The sequence below is a fragment of the Microbispora sp. H13382 genome (assembly GCF_014161445.1).
Lineage (GTDB): Bacteria > Actinomycetota > Actinomycetes > Streptosporangiales > Streptosporangiaceae > Microbispora.
The window spans coordinates 63,392-78,623 of the sequence record NZ_JABBXA010000014.1; the positions used below are offsets into that span (position 1 = coordinate 63,392).

Below are 15,232 nucleotides of genomic sequence, written 5' to 3' on the forward strand. Positions count from 1 at the left end.
GCAATGGAAGGGGAACTTGGGATGACGACACGGGGGCTGCGGGTCCGGGACGCGCGGGCCGCGGCGGCCCGGTGGGTGGCCCAGGAGGCGGCCGCCGCCCCGAACTTCGCCGGGGCCTTCCTGACCGGGTCGGCGGCCTGGGCGGACCCCGGCGCGGTGCTGCCGCCCACCTCGGACGTCGACGTGGCGGTCGTGGTCACCGATCCCGTCGCGCCGCCCAAGCTCGGCAAGATCCCATGGGACGGCGTGCTCGTCGAGGTCACGTACATGTCCTGGGACCGGCTCGCCTCGGCGCACGACGTGCTGGCGTCCTGCCACCTGGCCGGCGCCTTCCGCACCGACACGGTGATCGCCGACCCCACCGGGCGCCTGGCCCGGCTCCAGGCCGCCGTCGCGGCGGGCTTCGCCGAACGGCGCTGGGTCCGCCTGCGCTGCGCGGACGCCGAGAGCCGCATCACCGGCGGGCTCGCGGCTCTCGACGCACACGCGCCGTTCCACGACCAGGTCACGGCCTGGCTGTTCCCGGCAGGCATCACGACCCACGTGCTCCTCACCGCCGGGCTGCGCAACCCCACCGTACGGCTGCGCTACCCGGCGGTCCGCGAACTCCTGACGAGCTACGGCCGGATGGACGTCTACGAGGAGCTGCTCGGCCTGCTCGGCTGCGCGCACCTGCCCCGCGAGCGGGTCGAGGCCCACCTCGCCACGATGGCGAGGGCGTTCGACGCGGCGGCGGCCGCGGCCCGCACGCCGTTCCCGTTCTCCTCCGACATCACCCCGGCGGCCCGGCCGGTGGCCGTCGACGGCGGCCTCGACCTCGTCGCGCGGGGACTGCACCGCGAGGCGGTCTTCTGGATCGCCGCGACGTACGCCCGGTGCCTGAAGATCCTCGCCGCGGACGCGCCGGGGGAGACGGGCCACCGCGCCGGATTCGCGGACCTCGCCGCCGACCTCGGCATCGGCTCGCCGGACGACCTGCCGCGCCGGGCGCGCGAGGTGAGCGCGTACCTGCCCCGCCTGCGCGCGGTCGCCGAGGAGATCATCGCCGCGAACCCCGAGGTCCGGGACGCGTCAGCCCCCGGTGGGTGACGGGCTCGGCGAGACCGGCGGAGGACTGGGCGAAGTCGCCGGCGAGACGGCCGGCGACGGGCTCGGCGACGCGCCCGGCCAGGGGGAGTAGGTGCTCCGCCACGCTCCGGGCGGCAGCACCGGGACGTCGACCCGGACCGACCCCGCGTTCTGGAACCGGAACGTGATCGGGATCGTGCCGCCGCTGCCCAGCGGGCGGGTGAGGCCGGCGAGCAGCACCTGGGGGAGCGCCGTCCCGCCGACGTACCTCCCGCCGGGGATCTCCAGACCGCCGGCGGGCAGGCGGGCCTCCCGGAACAGGCCCCCGGTGTCCACCGACACCAGACGGTCGGTGCGGCCGCTCTCGTTGAGCAGCATCATGTAGATCGGCATGTCGGTCCCCGGCGGGGCGGGCTGCTGCGAGCCGAGGATGAAGGCGTTGCGCAGCAGCAGACCCGGCAGGTTCACGTTCGCCCCGTCGTTCTGGGGCATCGTCTGCGTGTAGTAGTCCGACTTCAAGTCGCCGCAGGCGGCGGTGACGGCCGCGCCCGCGATGCAAAGAGCCGCCAGGATCCTGCGCATGTCGACCTCGGCTCGCTCGGAGGCGTCTTTCGGGCTCGGTACCCCCTCTGGCCGTCGTCTACCGCCGGTGAATTATGCGAGGCTCGAATCCCCGAGCGATTGGAAGTAACGCCATGCGGCTGATCTCCCCGGAGAAGGCCGGGTTCGTGCCGGACCTGCCCCACCGTATCGAGGCCCTCGTACGGCGGGGCGGGGCACCGGCACTGCACGGCGTCGTGGTGGCCCGGCACGGCGCCGTGGTCCTGGAGTGGTACGGCGCCGGCGAGGACCACGTGCTGAACACCCCGCTCGGCCACGTGGACTTCGGGCCGGACACGCCACACGACATGCGCTCGGTCACCAAGAGCCTGGTCGCGCTGCTGTACGGCCTGGCGCTGGAGGCCGGCCTGGTGCCGGAGCCCGGCGAGCCGATCCTGACGGTCTTCCCCGAGTACGCCGACCTGGCGGCCGACCCCCGCCGGGCCGGGCTGACCATCGGGCACGCGCTCACGATGACGATGGGACTGGACTGGGACGAGAGCGCGCCCTACACCAGCCCGGCGAACAGCGAGATCGCGATGGAGATGGCGCCGGACCGCCGCCGGTACGTGCTGGAGCGCCCCTTCGTGGAGGAGCCGGGCGAGCGGTGGCGCTACAGCGGGGGAGCCGCGGCTCTCGTCGGCGCGATCGTCGAGGAGGGCACGGGCCTGCGCCTCGAGGAGTTCGCCCGCACCACGCTGTTCGAGCCGCTCGGGGCCGGGGCCTTCGAGTGGTCGGCCGGCTCGGACGGCAGGGCCCTGGCCGCCTCGGGCCTGCGCCTGACGCCACGCGGCCTCGCCCGCGTCGGGCAGGCCGTGCTGGACCGGGAGATCGTCCCCGGCTGGATCGGGGAGATGCTGCGCCCCCGGGTGACCGCCTGGGAGGGCGTCTCCTACGGGTACATGTGGTACGTCGGCCCGGGGGCGCGGGCGACGGCGATCGGCAACGGCGGCCAGCGGCTGTTCCTGCTGCCCGACCTCGATCTCGTCGTGGCCGTCACCGCCGGCGACTACGACGGACCCGGGCAGGACACCGCGCCGAGAGCGATCCTGGAGAATGTGGTCCTGCCCGCGATCACGTGAGGAGACGCCCGATGATTTTCATCACCGCGAAGTTCCGGGTGCTGCCGCAGCACGCCGACCGGTGGCCGGAGATCACCCGTGAGTTCACCGAGGCCACCCGCGCCGAGCCGGGCTGCCTCTGGTTCGACTGGTCGCGCAGCCTCGACGACCCGGCGGAGTACGTCCTCGTCGAGGCGTTCCGCGACGACGAGGCCGGGGCGGCGCACGTGGGATCCGAGCATTTCCAGACGGCGCGGCGGACGCTGCCGCCCCACCTCGCCGAGACCCCGCGGATCGTCAACGTCACGGTCCCGCAGGACGACTGGTCCCTCCTCGGCGAGATGGCCGTCCCCGCCGAGGACTGAAGCCCGTTTTACCGGCATGCATGCAGAGTGCATGCTAAGGTGAATGCATGGGGATAATTCAGGTTCGAGACGTGCCGGATCCGACAGAGCGCACGCTCAAGGCGAGGGCGGAACGAGAAGGTAAGTCGCTCGCAGCCTACGTACGCGATCTCCTGAACGAGGAGGCGGCGACTCCCACAATCGATGAGGTGATGGCGCGGATCGCCGCAGACGAGCCGGTGCCGTACGACCCCGACTTCGTGCGCGAGACATTGCGTGAGGGCCGTGCATGAGCCTCGTAGTCGACGCCTCGATCGTCTTCCGCCTGCTGGCGAATGTGAAGGGCGATGAACTGCTCCGCCAGCGGCTGACGCGCAGGCTGCACGCCCCGGCGTTGATAGATGCCGAGATCGCTTCGGTCGTCCGGGGTCACGTGATCACCAGTAAGCCCGAAGTGCGCATTTCAGAAGCTCGGGCGCGGCTCATGCTGGGGCGTTTTCGTGAACTGAGGATCGTCCGGCATCCGATGCTGCCCCTGCAACCCCGTGTGCTGGAACTCCGGAACAACCTCACCGCTTACGACGGCATGTATGTGGCGCTCGCCGAGCTGTTGAGAGTGCCGTTGCTCACCGATGATGCGAAGTTCGCTGGGTCGACCGGCCATTTGGCCGAGATCCACCGCTACCCCCCGCCGCCGCCGTGAGCGGGGCGGGGGTAGCGGGCCGGGTCAGTAGCCGAGCTCGCCGAGGTCGGGCTGCTGCCAGCCGCCCTGCGGCACGTCGCCCTTGTAGGGACCGCCCACGACCGGGGGCACGAAGGTCTCCTTGATCGTGCGGGCGTTGACCCAGCGGATCAGGTTGAAGATCGAGCCGGCCTTGTCGTTGGTGCCCGAGGCCCGGGCCCCGCCGAACGGCTGCTGCCCGACGACCGCGCCGGTGGGCTTGTCGTTGACGTAGAAGTTGCCCGCCGCGAAGCGCAGCCGCTCGGTGGCGTCGTCGATCGCGTACCGGTCCTGCGCGATGACCGACCCGGTCAGCGCGTACGGCGAGACGCTCTCCATCTGGTCCAGCACGCTGTCGTACGCCGCGTCGTCGTACACGTGGACGGCGAGGATCGGGCCGAAGTACTCCTTCACGAAGACCTCGTCGGCGGGGTCGGCGCACTCCAGCACGGTCGGCCGCACGAAGTAGCCGGCCGAGTCGTCGTAGGAGCCGGTGAGCACCTCGATCGAGTCCGCCGAACGCGCCCGGTCGATCGCCTCCCTGTGCTTGGCGAAGGCCCGCGCGTCGATCACCGCGCCCATGAACGTCGACAGGTCGCCCGACACGTCGCCCACCGTGAGCGACTCGGCCGCCGACACGAAGTCGTCGCGCATCCGGGTCCACAGCGAGCGCGGCACGTACGCACGGGAGGCCGCCGAGCACTTCTGGCCCTGGTACTCGAACGCGCCACGAAGCAGCGCGGTGGACAGCACCCCGGCCTCCGCGGACGGGTGCGCCAGGATGAAGTCCTTGCCGCCGGTCTCGCCGACGAGCCGCGGGTAGCCCCGGTAGCCCGCGATGTTCTCCCCGACGGTGCGCCACAGGTGCTGGAACGTGGCCGTCGAGCCGGTGAAGTGGATGCCGGCCAGCTCGGGATGGGGGAGCGCGACCTCGGAGACCGCGCCGCCGTCGCCCGTGACCATGTTGATCACACCGGGCGGCAGCCCGGCCGCCTCCAGCAGCCGCATGGTGAAGTGCGCCGAGAACTGCTGCGTCGGCGACGGCTTCCACACCACGACGTTGCCCATCAGCGCCGCCGACGCCGGCAGGTTGGCCGCGATGGAGGTGAAGTTGAACGGCGTGATCGCCAGGACGAAGCCCTCCAGCGGGCGGAACTCCATGCGGTTCCACACGCCCGGCGACGACTGCGGCTGCTCGGCGAGCAGCCGCCGGGCGTAGGCGACATTGAACCGGAAGAAGTCGATCAGCTCGCACGCGGCGTCGATCTCGGCCTGCTGCGCCGACTTCGACTGGCCGAGGATGGTGGACGCGTTGAGCGTGGCCCGCCAGGGGCCGCTGAGCAGCTCGGCGGCCCGGAGGAACACCGCGGCGCGCTCCTCGAACGGCAGGGCCCGCCAGCGCGGCGCGGCCTCCAGCGCCGCGTCGACCGCCGCCCGGACGTCGGCCGTGGTGGCGTCGGCCGTACGGCCGAGCACGGCGGCGTGGTTGTGCGGCTGCACGACGTCGATCGGGGCGCCGCCGGCCATGCGCCGCTCGCCGCCGATCGTCATCGTCAGGTCGAGGGTCGTCCCGGACAGCTCCTTGATCCGGGTCTCCAGGGCCGCGCGCTCGGCGCTGCCCGGCCCGTACCCGTGCACCGGCTCGTTCGCCGGCACCGGGACATCGCTGATCGCATCCATCATTTACCCCTCAAAGCGCGAAGGAAGAAGGCGACGTTGGCCGGGCGCTCGGCCAGGCGGCGCATGAAGTAGCCGTACCAGTCGTCGCCGTAGGGGACGTAGACCCGCACCCGGGACCCGGCCGCGGCCAGCGCCGCCTGCCTGTCGGCCCGGATGCCGTAGAGCATCTGGAACTCGTAGCCGCCGGTGCCGCGCCCGGCGCTCACCGCGAGCGACTCGGCGATCGCGATCAGCCGGTCGTCGTGCGTGGCCACCATCGGATAGCCCGTGCCGTTCATCAGCACGCGCAGGCACCGCACGTACGCGCGGTCGACCTCGGCCTTGCTCTGCCAGGCCACCGAGGCGGGCTCGCGGTAGGCGCCCTTGACCAGCCGCACCCGCGACCCGGCGAGGTCGCGGCAGTCGGCCTCGCTGCGGAACAGGTACGCCTGGATCGCCACGCCCGTCTCCGGGAAGTCCTCCCGCAGCGTGCGCAGCACGCCGAGCGTCGCGTCGACGGTGGTGTGGTCCTCCATGTCCAGGGTGACCGTCGCGCCGCACTCCCGCGCCGCCGCGCAGATCTGCCGCGCGTTCTCCAGGGCCATGCCCGGGTCGAGGGCCTGGCCGACGGCCGACAGCTTGACCGACACCTCGGCCCGTTCGCCGAGGCCGAGCGGCCGCAGCTCCTCCAGCAGCGAGACGTACGCCTTGGCGGCGGCGACGGCGGTACCGGGGTCCCGGACCTCCTCGCCCAGATGATCGATGGTGACGGACAGCCCCGAGCCGGTCAGGCGGCGCGTCGCGGTGACGGCGTCCGCGGTGGACTCCCCGGCCACGAAGCGGTCGACGACCTTGCGCGTGAGCGGGAGCCCCGACACGGCCCGGCGGGCGAGCGGGCTGCGTGAGCCCGCGAGAAGCAGGGAACCGAGCATGGCTTCAGGCTAAATCCGCACGTCACGGAAGTTCCACGGACATCCGCCACAGCATTTTTCGACAAATGCACAAGAATGTCAGCATGCAAGACATCGTCGATGAGATCTCCCGCCTGCTGGACGCCTCCGTGACGTTGGAGGACCGCTCGTTCAACCTGCTGGCGTACGGCGCGCAGAGCGGGGACATCGACCGGGTGCGGCAGGAGTCGATCCTGCGCCGGCACGCGTCCGACGAAGTGCGCGCCCACTTCGAGGCGTACGGCATCGCCACCGCGACGGGGCCGGTGCGGATCCCCGGGCTGCCCGGCCTGCTCGGCCGCGTGTGCGTGCCGCTGCGGCACGGCGGGGTGACCTACGGCTATCTGTGGGCGCTCGAATCCGGCGCGCTCACCGACGAGCGCCTGGCCGCCGTCGCGCCGCTGGTCGGCCGGGCGGCCGCGCTGCTGGCCACGCAGGCCCGGGGCCGGCACGCCCCGCTGCGCCCGTTCTTCTCCGCCGACCCCGCGGTCCGCGCCACCGCCGGGGTGGACGTCGAGGGACCGGTGACGGCGGTGGCCGTCCGGACGCCGGCGGAGGTCGCCGGACCGCCGCGCACGCTGCCGCGCGGCGTGCTGGCCGACCCGGACGTGACCGAGACGGCCGTTGACGCGCCGCTCCTCGCGGTGCTGGCGCCCGCCGCGCAGGCCGGGCACGTCGCCCGCCTCCTGCACGGCCTGTACGGCATGGCCGCCGGAATCGGGGGCCCGCGCGACGACCCGGGGGAGGCCTGGCAGAGCTGGCGGGAGGCGCTGCTGGCGCTGCGGGTGGCCGAGCACGTCGAGCGGCACGCCCCGGTCGCCGACTGGAGCGTGCTCGGCGTCTACCGGCTGCTGGCCCGGCTGTCCCCGCGCGACCTGGCCGACCTCGCCGCCGAGTCCGCCGCGCTCACGCCCCGGATCGCCGCGAGCGTGGAGGCCTACCTCGACCACGCCGGGCAGGTCCAGGAGACGGCGGCGACGCTGGGCGTGCACCGGCAGACGCTGTACTACCGGCTGGGCAAGGCCGGGCACCTCACCGGGCTCGACCTCGCCGACGGGGAGGACCGCCTGCTGCTCCACCTGTCGCTGAAGGCGGCGGCCCTCCTCCCCGGCCATGTGTGACCTAGTGGATCCGGGTCATGTTCGACTCGTAGCCCCCGCCGCCCGGGTAGTGCCAGCGGCCCGTCATGGCGTCGCCGGCGGTGTCGAAGGTGCCCCGGAAGTACGCCGGAGACCCCTTCGCGCCGCCCCAGATGGTCAGCGTGTCGCCGTCGAGTTCGTAGACGTAGTCGAGGGTGTCGCCCCCGCCGCCGTAATAGCGGGACTTGATGTCCTCGCTCGGCGCGTCCGCCCCGTAGGGCCGCTCACGGCCGATGACCTCGAAGCCGGCGATCGGCCGGCCGTCCTGCTCCAGTCGGACGTCCTGGATGAGGAAGAAGCCCCCCTCCATCCAGCGGTAGGTGACCGTGCCCTCCGCGCCGCCGGTCACGCGCCATGAGCCGACCAGCCGGTCCAGCGCCCTGACCTGCTCGTCCGGCTGCGTCGTCCCGGTGATGTCCGGCATGATGTTCTCCTTCTCCCGTTCGTGCGATACCGCTCGTATGACGGCGCGGGCGGGAAAAGGGAATCGGTCCGCGCGGAGGACGTGCGTCACGGTTCGGTAACGGCGGGCTCGATGGAGAGCGGCAGGCCGAAGAGGGGCAGCAGCTCGGGGCCGAAGGTGGTGATCTCCGTGACGAGGCCGTCCTCGGCGCACAGGACGTCGATGTTGACCGCGGTGAAGGAGCTCTCACCGGGCCGCCGCACGTAGTTCGCCACCGCGGGCAGCCGGTTGACCGCGAGCGTGACACAGTGCCACTCGCCCCAGCGCTCCTCGCCCTCCAGGACCGGACGCCACATGTCGAGCACGGCCGCCCGCCCGTCGAACACCAGGGCGGCGGGCGGCATGGCCTGCCGGACGTCCTCGCGCAGCAGCGCCGCCAGCCCTGTCAGGTCGGCGTTCCTGGAGGCGGTGACGTACCGCTCCAGCAGGTCGAGCTCGCCGCGGCTGGGCCGGGTGGCCGCGGCCCAGTCCGCCCGCCGCCTGGGCAGGCGCTCGCGCAGCGTCGCGCGGGCGCGCTGCGAGGCGCTCTTGACCGAGGCGACGCTCATCTCCAGCGCCTCGGCGGTCTCGGTCACCGGCCAGCCGGCCACGTCGCGCAGGATCAGCACGGCCCGCTGCCGCGGCGGAAGGTGCTGGATCGCCGCGAGGAACGCCAGCTCGACCGTCTCACGGGCGATGGCGGCCGCGTCGGGCCCGCCCTCGTCCGGCGCCGCCAGGTCGAGCAGTTCGTCCGGGTAGGGCTGGAGCCAGGGGACGTCGGCGGGGGCCGGACGCCCCGGGTGTCCCGGAGCGCCCGCCGCCGCCACCTCGCGGGCGCGGGCGCCGGACAGCGCGTCCAGGCAGGCGTTCGTGGCGATCCGGTAGAGCCACGCCCGGAACGTCGAGCGCCCCTCGAAGCTCTCCCGCGCGCGCCAGGCCCGCAGGAGCGTCTCCTGGACCAGGTCCTCCGCGTCGGTGAACGACCCGAGCAACCGGTAACAGTGCACCCGCAACTCGTGCCGGTGACGCGCGGCGAACTCGCCGAACACGGCCTCGTCGCCCGCCCGGACCGCCTCCACGGCCGGTTCCGCCGTCGGTTCCGTGGTCGGTTCCGCCGTGGGCCGCCCGGCCGTGCCGTCCCGTCCGCTCACGCCGGCCCCGCGTCCACGCCGCACCTCCGAGATCACCCGGAATGCTACCGCCCCGGAGCCCGGTAGATCCGCACCCAGTCGACGTACACCGTGCCGCCGCCGGAGGCGCCGTTGCGCAGCACCAGGCCCATCCCCTCGGACCGGGGGACGTACGGGCCGGTGTAGTTCCACACCTGCCTGCCGTCCAGCCAGAAGGTCACCCGGCCGGGCAGCCAGTCGACGGCGATCGTGTGCCACTGGGCGAAGTCGGCCGCCATCTCGGCCCGGGCCCGCTCCCGGCCCTGCCGTACGGAGAACTCCGCGCGCCGCCCGCCGGCGTCGCCGATCCCCGTCACGCCGATCTCCGCGTCCTCCGCTCTCGCGTCCTCCGCCTGGGGGGAATCCGGGATGTCGTACCGCGAGCCGGCGTACTCGGTGTACTGCGCGTCATCGTATTCTGGAGCGCCCGATCCGGCGGACCGCAGCAGCGCGACGGGAAGCGCGCCCTCCTCGGCCCGCACGCGGATCTCCCAGCGGCCGTACCGCTGGACCGACGTCGCCGAAAGGTCCACCTCTTGGCCGCCCCCGCCGAGGCGCAGGGCCTCCCCGCCGAAGTCCTCCACCAGGGCCGGAGCGCCCCAGCCGCCCGTGGATGCGCCGGAGGAGCGGGGGAACGGCGTACGCGACGGCGCGGAGGGCTCCCGGGCGGCCCCGTCCGCGCCTCCGGGGATCACCCGGGCGGGCGCGCGGCCCTCCCGGGGCACGTCCTCCGGTTGGATGACGTCCACCACGACCGGCCGATCCGCGGTGCGCACCGGCCGCGCGAGCCGCATCGGGGGCTCGGCCTCCGTGGTGGGCGCGGGCGTCGCCCGCGGGCTGGGGGAGGAGATGACCGAGGGGCTGGGGGAGGGACGCGGCGACGGCGCCGCGGGGACGTCGCCGATCTTCTCCGCTGCCTTGTCGCCCTCCTGGCCGGCGGCGCCCTCGTCCGCCGCCACGGCGGCCGCGGTGGCGGTCTGCGTCGCGCTCACTCCCGCCGCGTTCGCGTTTCCCGGCAGGACGCCGGAGGAACCGGGGGAGGACGCGGACCTCTGCGTGGTGGACTCGCCCCCGGCGTTGAACACCTTCGTGGAGTCCCCGCTCGAACATGCGCTGGCGGCGGCGATGAGCATCGCCGCCGCCACCGCTAAACCAGGCCCATGAAGTGACATGAGCCGAGTTAATCACATGAATTCACTCAGATAACGGCCTTAATCCGGTAATATCGCTTGCCTTTACGCGCAGGTCTTCTCATATACGCGAAGCAGTTCCATGCTGATTCGCTCGACCGAATAGCGGGAACGGGCGCGGTCGGCGGCCGCGTAGCCGATGGCCGTACGCAGGGTGGCGTCGCCGAGCAGGCGGCGGATCCGGTGGGCGATCTCCAGCGGGCGGTCGGGCCGGGTCAGGAATCCGGTCACGCCGTCCACCACCGAGTCGAGGTGCGCTCCGGCGGCCGAGGCGATGACCGGGATCCCGCACGCCATGGCCTCCAGTGCCGCCGTGCCCGTGGCGACGGTCGGCGGCAGCGACAGCACCAGGTCGGCGCTGCGCATGAGCTTGGGCATCGCGGTGTGCGGGACCATGCCGAGCATCTCCACGCGGTCGGCCACGCCGTGCTCCCCGGCGAGGGCGCGCAGCCGCTCGACGCTCAGGTCGTCGCCACCGGCGATCACGAGCTCGGCGTCCGGGACGGCCCGCAGCGCGTGCACGGCGTAGTCGGCGCCCACGTGCCCCACGTGCAGGAGACGGGGCCGCTCGCCCCTCGGGAAGGCGGGACCCTGGCGGCGGAACCGCTCGATGTCCACGCCGTGCGGGACGACCGAGATGTTGCGGCGCGGCACGCCCATCCGGATCAGCTCCGACTCCTCGTCGGCGCAGGCGGCGATGACCGCCCTGGCGCGGCGCCCGATCGCGCACTCCAGCCGCCGCACGGGCGCGGCGCTCCGGCTGTCGTCGTAGTGGCTGTGGAAGGTCTGGGTCACCGGCACGCCCAGGCCCTCGGACCCGGCGATGGCGGCCAGGCCGCTGGACCAGGAGTACGCGTGGATGATGTCCGGGCGGTGCTCCCGCCACCTGCGCCGCAGGCCGTCGCTGAAGTCCGAGATGTAGGGGAGGAGGTCGCTCTCCGACAGCTCCACGTCGGGCCCGGCGGGCACGTGCTCGACGCCGTCCCCCTTGACCTGCGACCGTGTGTAGACGGTGACCCGGTGGCCCCGCCCCAGTTCGCGGGCGATGGCGGGAGTGTCGGGAGTCAGCTCGTGCGCGGAGACGATGGCGATATCCATGGCACACCTCAAGACAGAGAAGGCGTCTGAAAGGGGTGTGCCTGCGTCCTAGGCACGATCGATGTAGATGATGTTTACCTTACTCTGATTCGCGCTAAACGCCTAATCGGGAAAAATCATGCGCTCTCCTGCAGCCGGGAGGTGGCCACCTGCAGCCTGATCCGGCAGCCGCCCTCCTCCTGCCGTATGTCCAGGTGGTCGCAGATCTGGCGGGCCAGCCACAGGCCGTCCCCGGGCCGCTCGTCCGCCCCCGGGGGCGTGAAACCGGCGAGCGGATCGCACCCGGTCTCCCGGCCGGCCCACAGGTCGTACGCCAGTGCCCCGAAGCTCTCCCACATCCGGACGGTCAGCGGCAGGCCCAGGTAGCGGGCCGCCTCGTGCACGGCCACGCACAGCATCGCGGCCCTGTCCTCCGCCAGGCCGTGGAGCCGGGCCTGTCTGCCGGCGAAGTGCCGCACGCCGTGCAGGTGGCCGATCGTCGCGGCCGCCGCGCCCGGGGGAGCCTGCGGCAACGGTTCGCGGTCGCACTCGCCGATGAACCGCGCCGGGTCGGTGTACGCGGGAGACGTCCGCCGCTCCCGGCCGCCGACGCTCATGGAGGGATGGGTGCGCGTCGCGGCCTCGACGAGGCCGGGACCGGCCGCCCTGGTGTCGTACGGGCAGATCATCCACACGCCCGTGCCGGCGAGGATCACGTTGAGCGCCGACTCCATCCGCTGCCAGGCCACGACGTCGCGGGGAGAGCGGCCCGTCCACACCGGCTCGGCCAGGATGCGCACCCGCCCGCGCGCCGCGTTGCGCTCCCAGTAGCGCAGGAACGCGGCCGCCCGTTGCGCGGTGCGGCGGCCGAAGTAGGCGCTCTCGGCGTAGTCGACCTCCCGGGCGTCGTCGCCGAGCGCGGCGCCGAGGAGATCGAGGTTCTCCGCGGTCGTGGTGACCAGCACCGGTTCGCCGCCGCCGAGCCCGTCCCGCACGAACGGCACGGACATCCCGAGGAACTCGTCGCCGGAGCCGTAGAGACCGGCCTCGTGGATCAACCCGAGGTCGCCGATCGGCCCGTTTCGCTCTGCCATGCGATCGCCCCCACGCACCGCATCCCCCTCAGTCCACCACGTTCAGGTGGGGGCGGCAAATCCCGTCAGCGGGATCGGCGCAGCGTGAGGATGGTGATCTCGTCGATCACGTGGCTGCCGCAGAAGGCCCGGTGGTCCTCCTCGATGGCCTTGACGACCGCGCCCGGGGGCTGCCCGGCGCAGCGGGCGAGGGCCTCGGTGAGCCGCTGCTCGCCGTAGTTGTCCCCGGCGGGGCTCTGCGAGCCCACCAGGCCGTCGCTGTACAGCACGAGCGTCTCCCCGGACGACAGCGTGAGCTCCTCCGTCGCGGGGACCGAGCCCTCCTCGAAGCCCAGCGGGACACCGCCGCCCTCGGAGAACCGGACGCCCCCGCCCGGCTGGATCAGCGCCGCGGGATGATGCCCCGCGGAGGCGAGCCGCACCTTGCGGCCACGGACGAAGCCGGCGGCGGCCATCACGAACAGGCCCGTGTTCTGCGCGACGAGGGCGTCGCTGACCTTGCGCAGGGCCTGTCCCGGGTCGTCCTCCCACACGCTCAGCACGCGCAGGCCGTTGCGGACGATGGCGGTGACGGCCGCCGCCTCCTCGCCGCGCCCCGCCGCGCTGCCGATGACGAAGCCCCACCCGTTCTTCACGGGGAACACGTCGTAGAACTCGCCGCCGATGGCCCGCATGCCGGAGCCGGGATGGTAGGCGGCGGCGATCTCGAAGCCGGGGATGTCGGGGAGCGTGCGGGGGAGCACGCCGGTCTGCAGGGTGTCGGCGGCCTGCGCCCGGCGCTGGAACCCCTGCTGGGCCCGCATCGCCAGGCCGAGGTGCAGGCCGATCTCCTCCAGGAGACCCAGGTCGGCCAGGCCGAACGGCGGCCGTTCGCGCAGCCGCACCAGCGTGAGCACGCCGCGCGCCTCGTCGTCGGCGCGGATCGGCACGCTGAGCAGCGAGCCCGCGCGCATCGCCTGGAGCACGCCGCCGCCGAGCAGGGAGTCGTCGGTCAGCATCTCGTGGACGACGCCGCTCTGCGTGGTCATCACCTGCTCCACCACCGGAGCCTTCGCGGGCGGGGCCTCCTCGACCGTCCGCTGCAGCCGCCCGACCGGCTGGTCGCTCGGCCCGATGACGACCGACCGGACCAGGCCGCCCTCGCCGGCGACGTCCGCGATCACCCAGTCGGCCGTCTCCGTGGCCAGCAGACGGGCCGCCCGCAGCAGGGCGACGGGCTCGCGCAGGCTCTCCTCGTCCAGCAGCAGCCGGGTCAGCCGCGACAGCAGCTCGTGCCGCCGGGCCGCCGCCAGGAGAGCCGCGTCGTCGGGCGCGCCCGCCTGCACGGGCGGCTCCGGCAGCTGGACCTCGGTGGGCAGCACGACCCCGGCGATCATTTCCTGTGGCTCGCCCGGCATGCGCAGGCGGCTCAGCACCAGCCGTACGGTGTGGGCGCGGCCCTGGTGGGTCAGCCGGGTCTGGAGCGAGGCGTTGTCCTCGCCGTGGAGGACGGCGGCGAAGCGCTGCCGGAAGGCGGCGCGGGCGGTCACGTCGACGAGCAGCGGGAAGGCGCGGCCGATGAGGTAGCCGGCGGGGCTGCCGAGCAGGCGGGTGGTCTCGTTGTTGATACGGCGCACCGTGCCGCCCGTGTCCATGATGATCACGGGGATAGGCAGCGCGCGGAACACCTGCCGCAGCAGCTTCTGCTCGCGCTGACTGCCACCGTCCCTGCGCCTGCGGCTGCGCACCAGCTCGCTCAGGGCCTTGCGGAGGAGTTCCTCGGCGGCGTCCAGCTCCCGTAGCATCACACCCGGATCGGGTTCGTCCCGTAGGGTGGCGATGCGGTCGGCGAGCCCGCTCAACGCGCGCTCAAGCTCGGCGGTGTCGGGCAAGCTGCCCCCCTCTCTCGACGTAGACGCTACGCCAAACCCCCGGGTCTAATCGATCCAGCCTGGATTAACCCGGAAACAATGGGAATGGTCTTTCTACCATGGAGACGACATCCATCCTCGCGCGTGACCTCGCGGCTCTCGGCCGTGTGACGGAGGGCACGTCGGCCGAGAGCGTCCTGCGCGGAATCACCGAGGCGGTGGCGCGCGGCGTCCCCGGCTGCGCCGGCGGCACCGCGGAGCTGTGGATGGAGGAGCGCGTGCTGCTGGCCGCCTCCCACAGCGAGCTCACCGCGCTGATCGACCGGGAGCGCGACCTGCGCGAGGGCCCGTCGAGGGAGGCGCTGGCCACGGGGCGCCCGGTGGCGATCCCCGACGTGATGCGCGAGTCGCGCTGGTCCCGCTACGCCGCCACCGCCGTACGGCAGGGGGTGCGCTCGGTTCTCGTCGTGCCGATCGCCGTGGAAGGCGCCGTCATGATCCTCGGCCTGTACGGCGTGCGCCCCGGCGTGTTCGCTCCCGGCGGGTCGCTCATGGCGCTGCTGCGCGAGCAGGTCACCGTGGCGCTGGCCAACATCTGGGAGTTCGACGACGTCCTGACCGGTGCCGCGCAGATGCAGGAGGCCCTGGCGGGGCGGTCGGTGATCGACCAGGCCAAGGGCATCATCATGTCGAAGAGCGGCTGCTCCGCCGAGGAGGCGTTCGAGGAACTCAGGCGGGTGTCGCAGCACCACCAGGTGAAGGTGGCCGACCTGGCCAAGCTTCTGGTCACCGAGCACCAGCAGAAGCACGGGGGAGCGGCTCCCGCCTGAACCGGTGTGCGCGGGCGGCCCCGGGTGCGCTCGGGTGG

The 15,232-nt window shown here is 73.0% G+C and carries 16 protein-coding genes; 7 read left to right on the forward strand and 9 right to left on the reverse strand.

Annotated features, from left to right (window positions below):
- Window positions 1-21 precede the first annotated feature (21 nt).
- Entirely contained in the window at window positions 22-1,089 is a 1,068-nt protein-coding gene (locus tag HHX41_RS25635) for a hypothetical protein (protein WP_220504415.1), read from the forward strand.
- On the opposite strand, the gene HHX41_RS25640 is transcribed toward HHX41_RS25635, so the two are convergent.
- Window positions 1,072-1,650, reverse strand: coding sequence for a copper chaperone PCu(A)C (locus HHX41_RS25640; RefSeq protein WP_182908028.1), 579 nt, complete (start codon window positions 1,648-1,650; stop codon window positions 1,072-1,074). The two genes, HHX41_RS25635 and HHX41_RS25640, sit on opposite strands and share 18 nt — an antisense overlap.
- A gap of 113 nt (window positions 1,651-1,763) precedes the next feature.
- On the opposite strand from HHX41_RS25640, the gene HHX41_RS25645 reads away from it, so the two are divergent.
- From HHX41_RS25645 to HHX41_RS25660, 4 genes are read left to right on the forward strand one after another with little or no spacing between them, the layout of a single operon-like run.
- Window positions 1,764-2,750 (forward strand): serine hydrolase, encoded by a 987-nt coding sequence (locus HHX41_RS25645; RefSeq protein WP_182908029.1) that lies wholly within the window; start codon window positions 1,764-1,766, stop codon window positions 2,748-2,750.
- Window positions 2,751-2,761: 11 nt separating this feature from the next.
- The gene (locus HHX41_RS25650; protein ID WP_169978141.1) at window positions 2,762-3,094 is read left to right on the forward strand and encodes a putative quinol monooxygenase; all 333 of its coding nucleotides are present in this window, start codon (window positions 2,762-2,764) and stop codon (window positions 3,092-3,094) included.
- Window positions 3,095-3,141: 47 nt separating this feature from the next.
- Window positions 3,142-3,366 carry a FitA-like ribbon-helix-helix domain-containing protein gene (locus HHX41_RS25655; RefSeq protein WP_182908030.1) on the forward strand — a complete coding sequence of 75 codons (225 nt, stop codon included), beginning with the start codon at window positions 3,142-3,144 and terminating at the stop codon, window positions 3,364-3,366.
- The gene (locus tag HHX41_RS25660; protein ID WP_182908031.1) at window positions 3,363-3,776 is read left to right on the forward strand and encodes a type II toxin-antitoxin system VapC family toxin; all 414 of its coding nucleotides are present in this window, start codon (window positions 3,363-3,365) and stop codon (window positions 3,774-3,776) included. The genes HHX41_RS25655 and HHX41_RS25660 overlap by 4 nt, the downstream gene beginning before the upstream one ends.
- Window positions 3,777-3,800: 24 nt before the next feature.
- On the opposite strand, the gene pruA is transcribed toward HHX41_RS25660, so the two are convergent.
- Together pruA and HHX41_RS25670 are read right to left on the reverse strand one after the other, a co-directional pair.
- Window positions 3,801-5,474 carry an L-glutamate gamma-semialdehyde dehydrogenase gene (pruA, locus tag HHX41_RS25665; protein ID WP_182908032.1) on the reverse strand — a complete coding sequence of 558 codons (1,674 nt, stop codon included), beginning with the start codon at window positions 5,472-5,474 and terminating at the stop codon, window positions 3,801-3,803.
- Window positions 5,474-6,385, reverse strand: a complete 912-nt coding sequence (locus HHX41_RS25670; RefSeq protein WP_182908033.1) for a proline dehydrogenase family protein — start codon at window positions 6,383-6,385, stop codon at window positions 5,474-5,476. Before HHX41_RS25670 ends, pruA begins: the two co-directional genes overlap by 1 nt.
- Before the next feature lie 83 nt (window positions 6,386-6,468).
- On the opposite strand from HHX41_RS25670, the gene HHX41_RS25675 reads away from it, so the two are divergent.
- Window positions 6,469-7,524, forward strand: a complete 1,056-nt coding sequence (locus tag HHX41_RS25675; RefSeq protein WP_249349509.1) for a CdaR family transcriptional regulator — start codon at window positions 6,469-6,471, stop codon at window positions 7,522-7,524.
- 1 nt (window position 7,525) lies between these two features.
- On the opposite strand, the gene HHX41_RS25680 is transcribed toward HHX41_RS25675, so the two are convergent.
- From HHX41_RS25680 to HHX41_RS25705, 6 genes are all read right to left on the reverse strand, one after another.
- A complete protein-coding gene (locus HHX41_RS25680) occupies window positions 7,526-7,966 on the reverse strand; it encodes a hypothetical protein (RefSeq protein ID WP_169978135.1) in 441 nt (146 codons plus the stop codon).
- Between the two features lie 86 nt (window positions 7,967-8,052).
- Window positions 8,053-9,135 (reverse strand): RNA polymerase subunit sigma-70, encoded by a 1,083-nt coding sequence (locus tag HHX41_RS25685; protein ID WP_310742171.1) that lies wholly within the window; start codon window positions 9,133-9,135, stop codon window positions 8,053-8,055.
- A gap of 44 nt (window positions 9,136-9,179) precedes the next feature.
- Window positions 9,180-10,298: a glycoside hydrolase family 16 protein gene (locus HHX41_RS25690; protein ID WP_182908034.1), complete on the reverse strand. Its 1,119-nt coding sequence runs from the start codon at window positions 10,296-10,298 to the stop codon at window positions 9,180-9,182.
- Between the two features lie 90 nt (window positions 10,299-10,388).
- Entirely contained in the window at window positions 10,389-11,441 is a 1,053-nt protein-coding gene (locus HHX41_RS25695) for a glycosyltransferase (RefSeq protein ID WP_182908035.1), read from the reverse strand.
- Window positions 11,442-11,557: 116 nt separating this feature from the next.
- The gene (locus HHX41_RS25700) at window positions 11,558-12,514 is read right to left on the reverse strand and encodes a sensor histidine kinase (protein ID WP_182908036.1); all 957 of its coding nucleotides are present in this window, start codon (window positions 12,512-12,514) and stop codon (window positions 11,558-11,560) included.
- A 65-nt stretch (window positions 12,515-12,579) separates the two neighbouring features.
- The gene (locus tag HHX41_RS25705) at window positions 12,580-14,385 is read right to left on the reverse strand and encodes a SpoIIE family protein phosphatase (protein ID WP_259401300.1); all 1,806 of its coding nucleotides are present in this window, start codon (window positions 14,383-14,385) and stop codon (window positions 12,580-12,582) included.
- Between the two features lie 98 nt (window positions 14,386-14,483).
- Here HHX41_RS25705 and HHX41_RS25710 point away from each other — a divergent pair, with 98 nt between their 5' ends.
- Entirely contained in the window at window positions 14,484-15,194 is a 711-nt protein-coding gene (locus HHX41_RS25710; protein ID WP_169978127.1) for a GAF and ANTAR domain-containing protein, read from the forward strand.
- Window positions 15,195-15,232 lie beyond the last annotated feature (38 nt).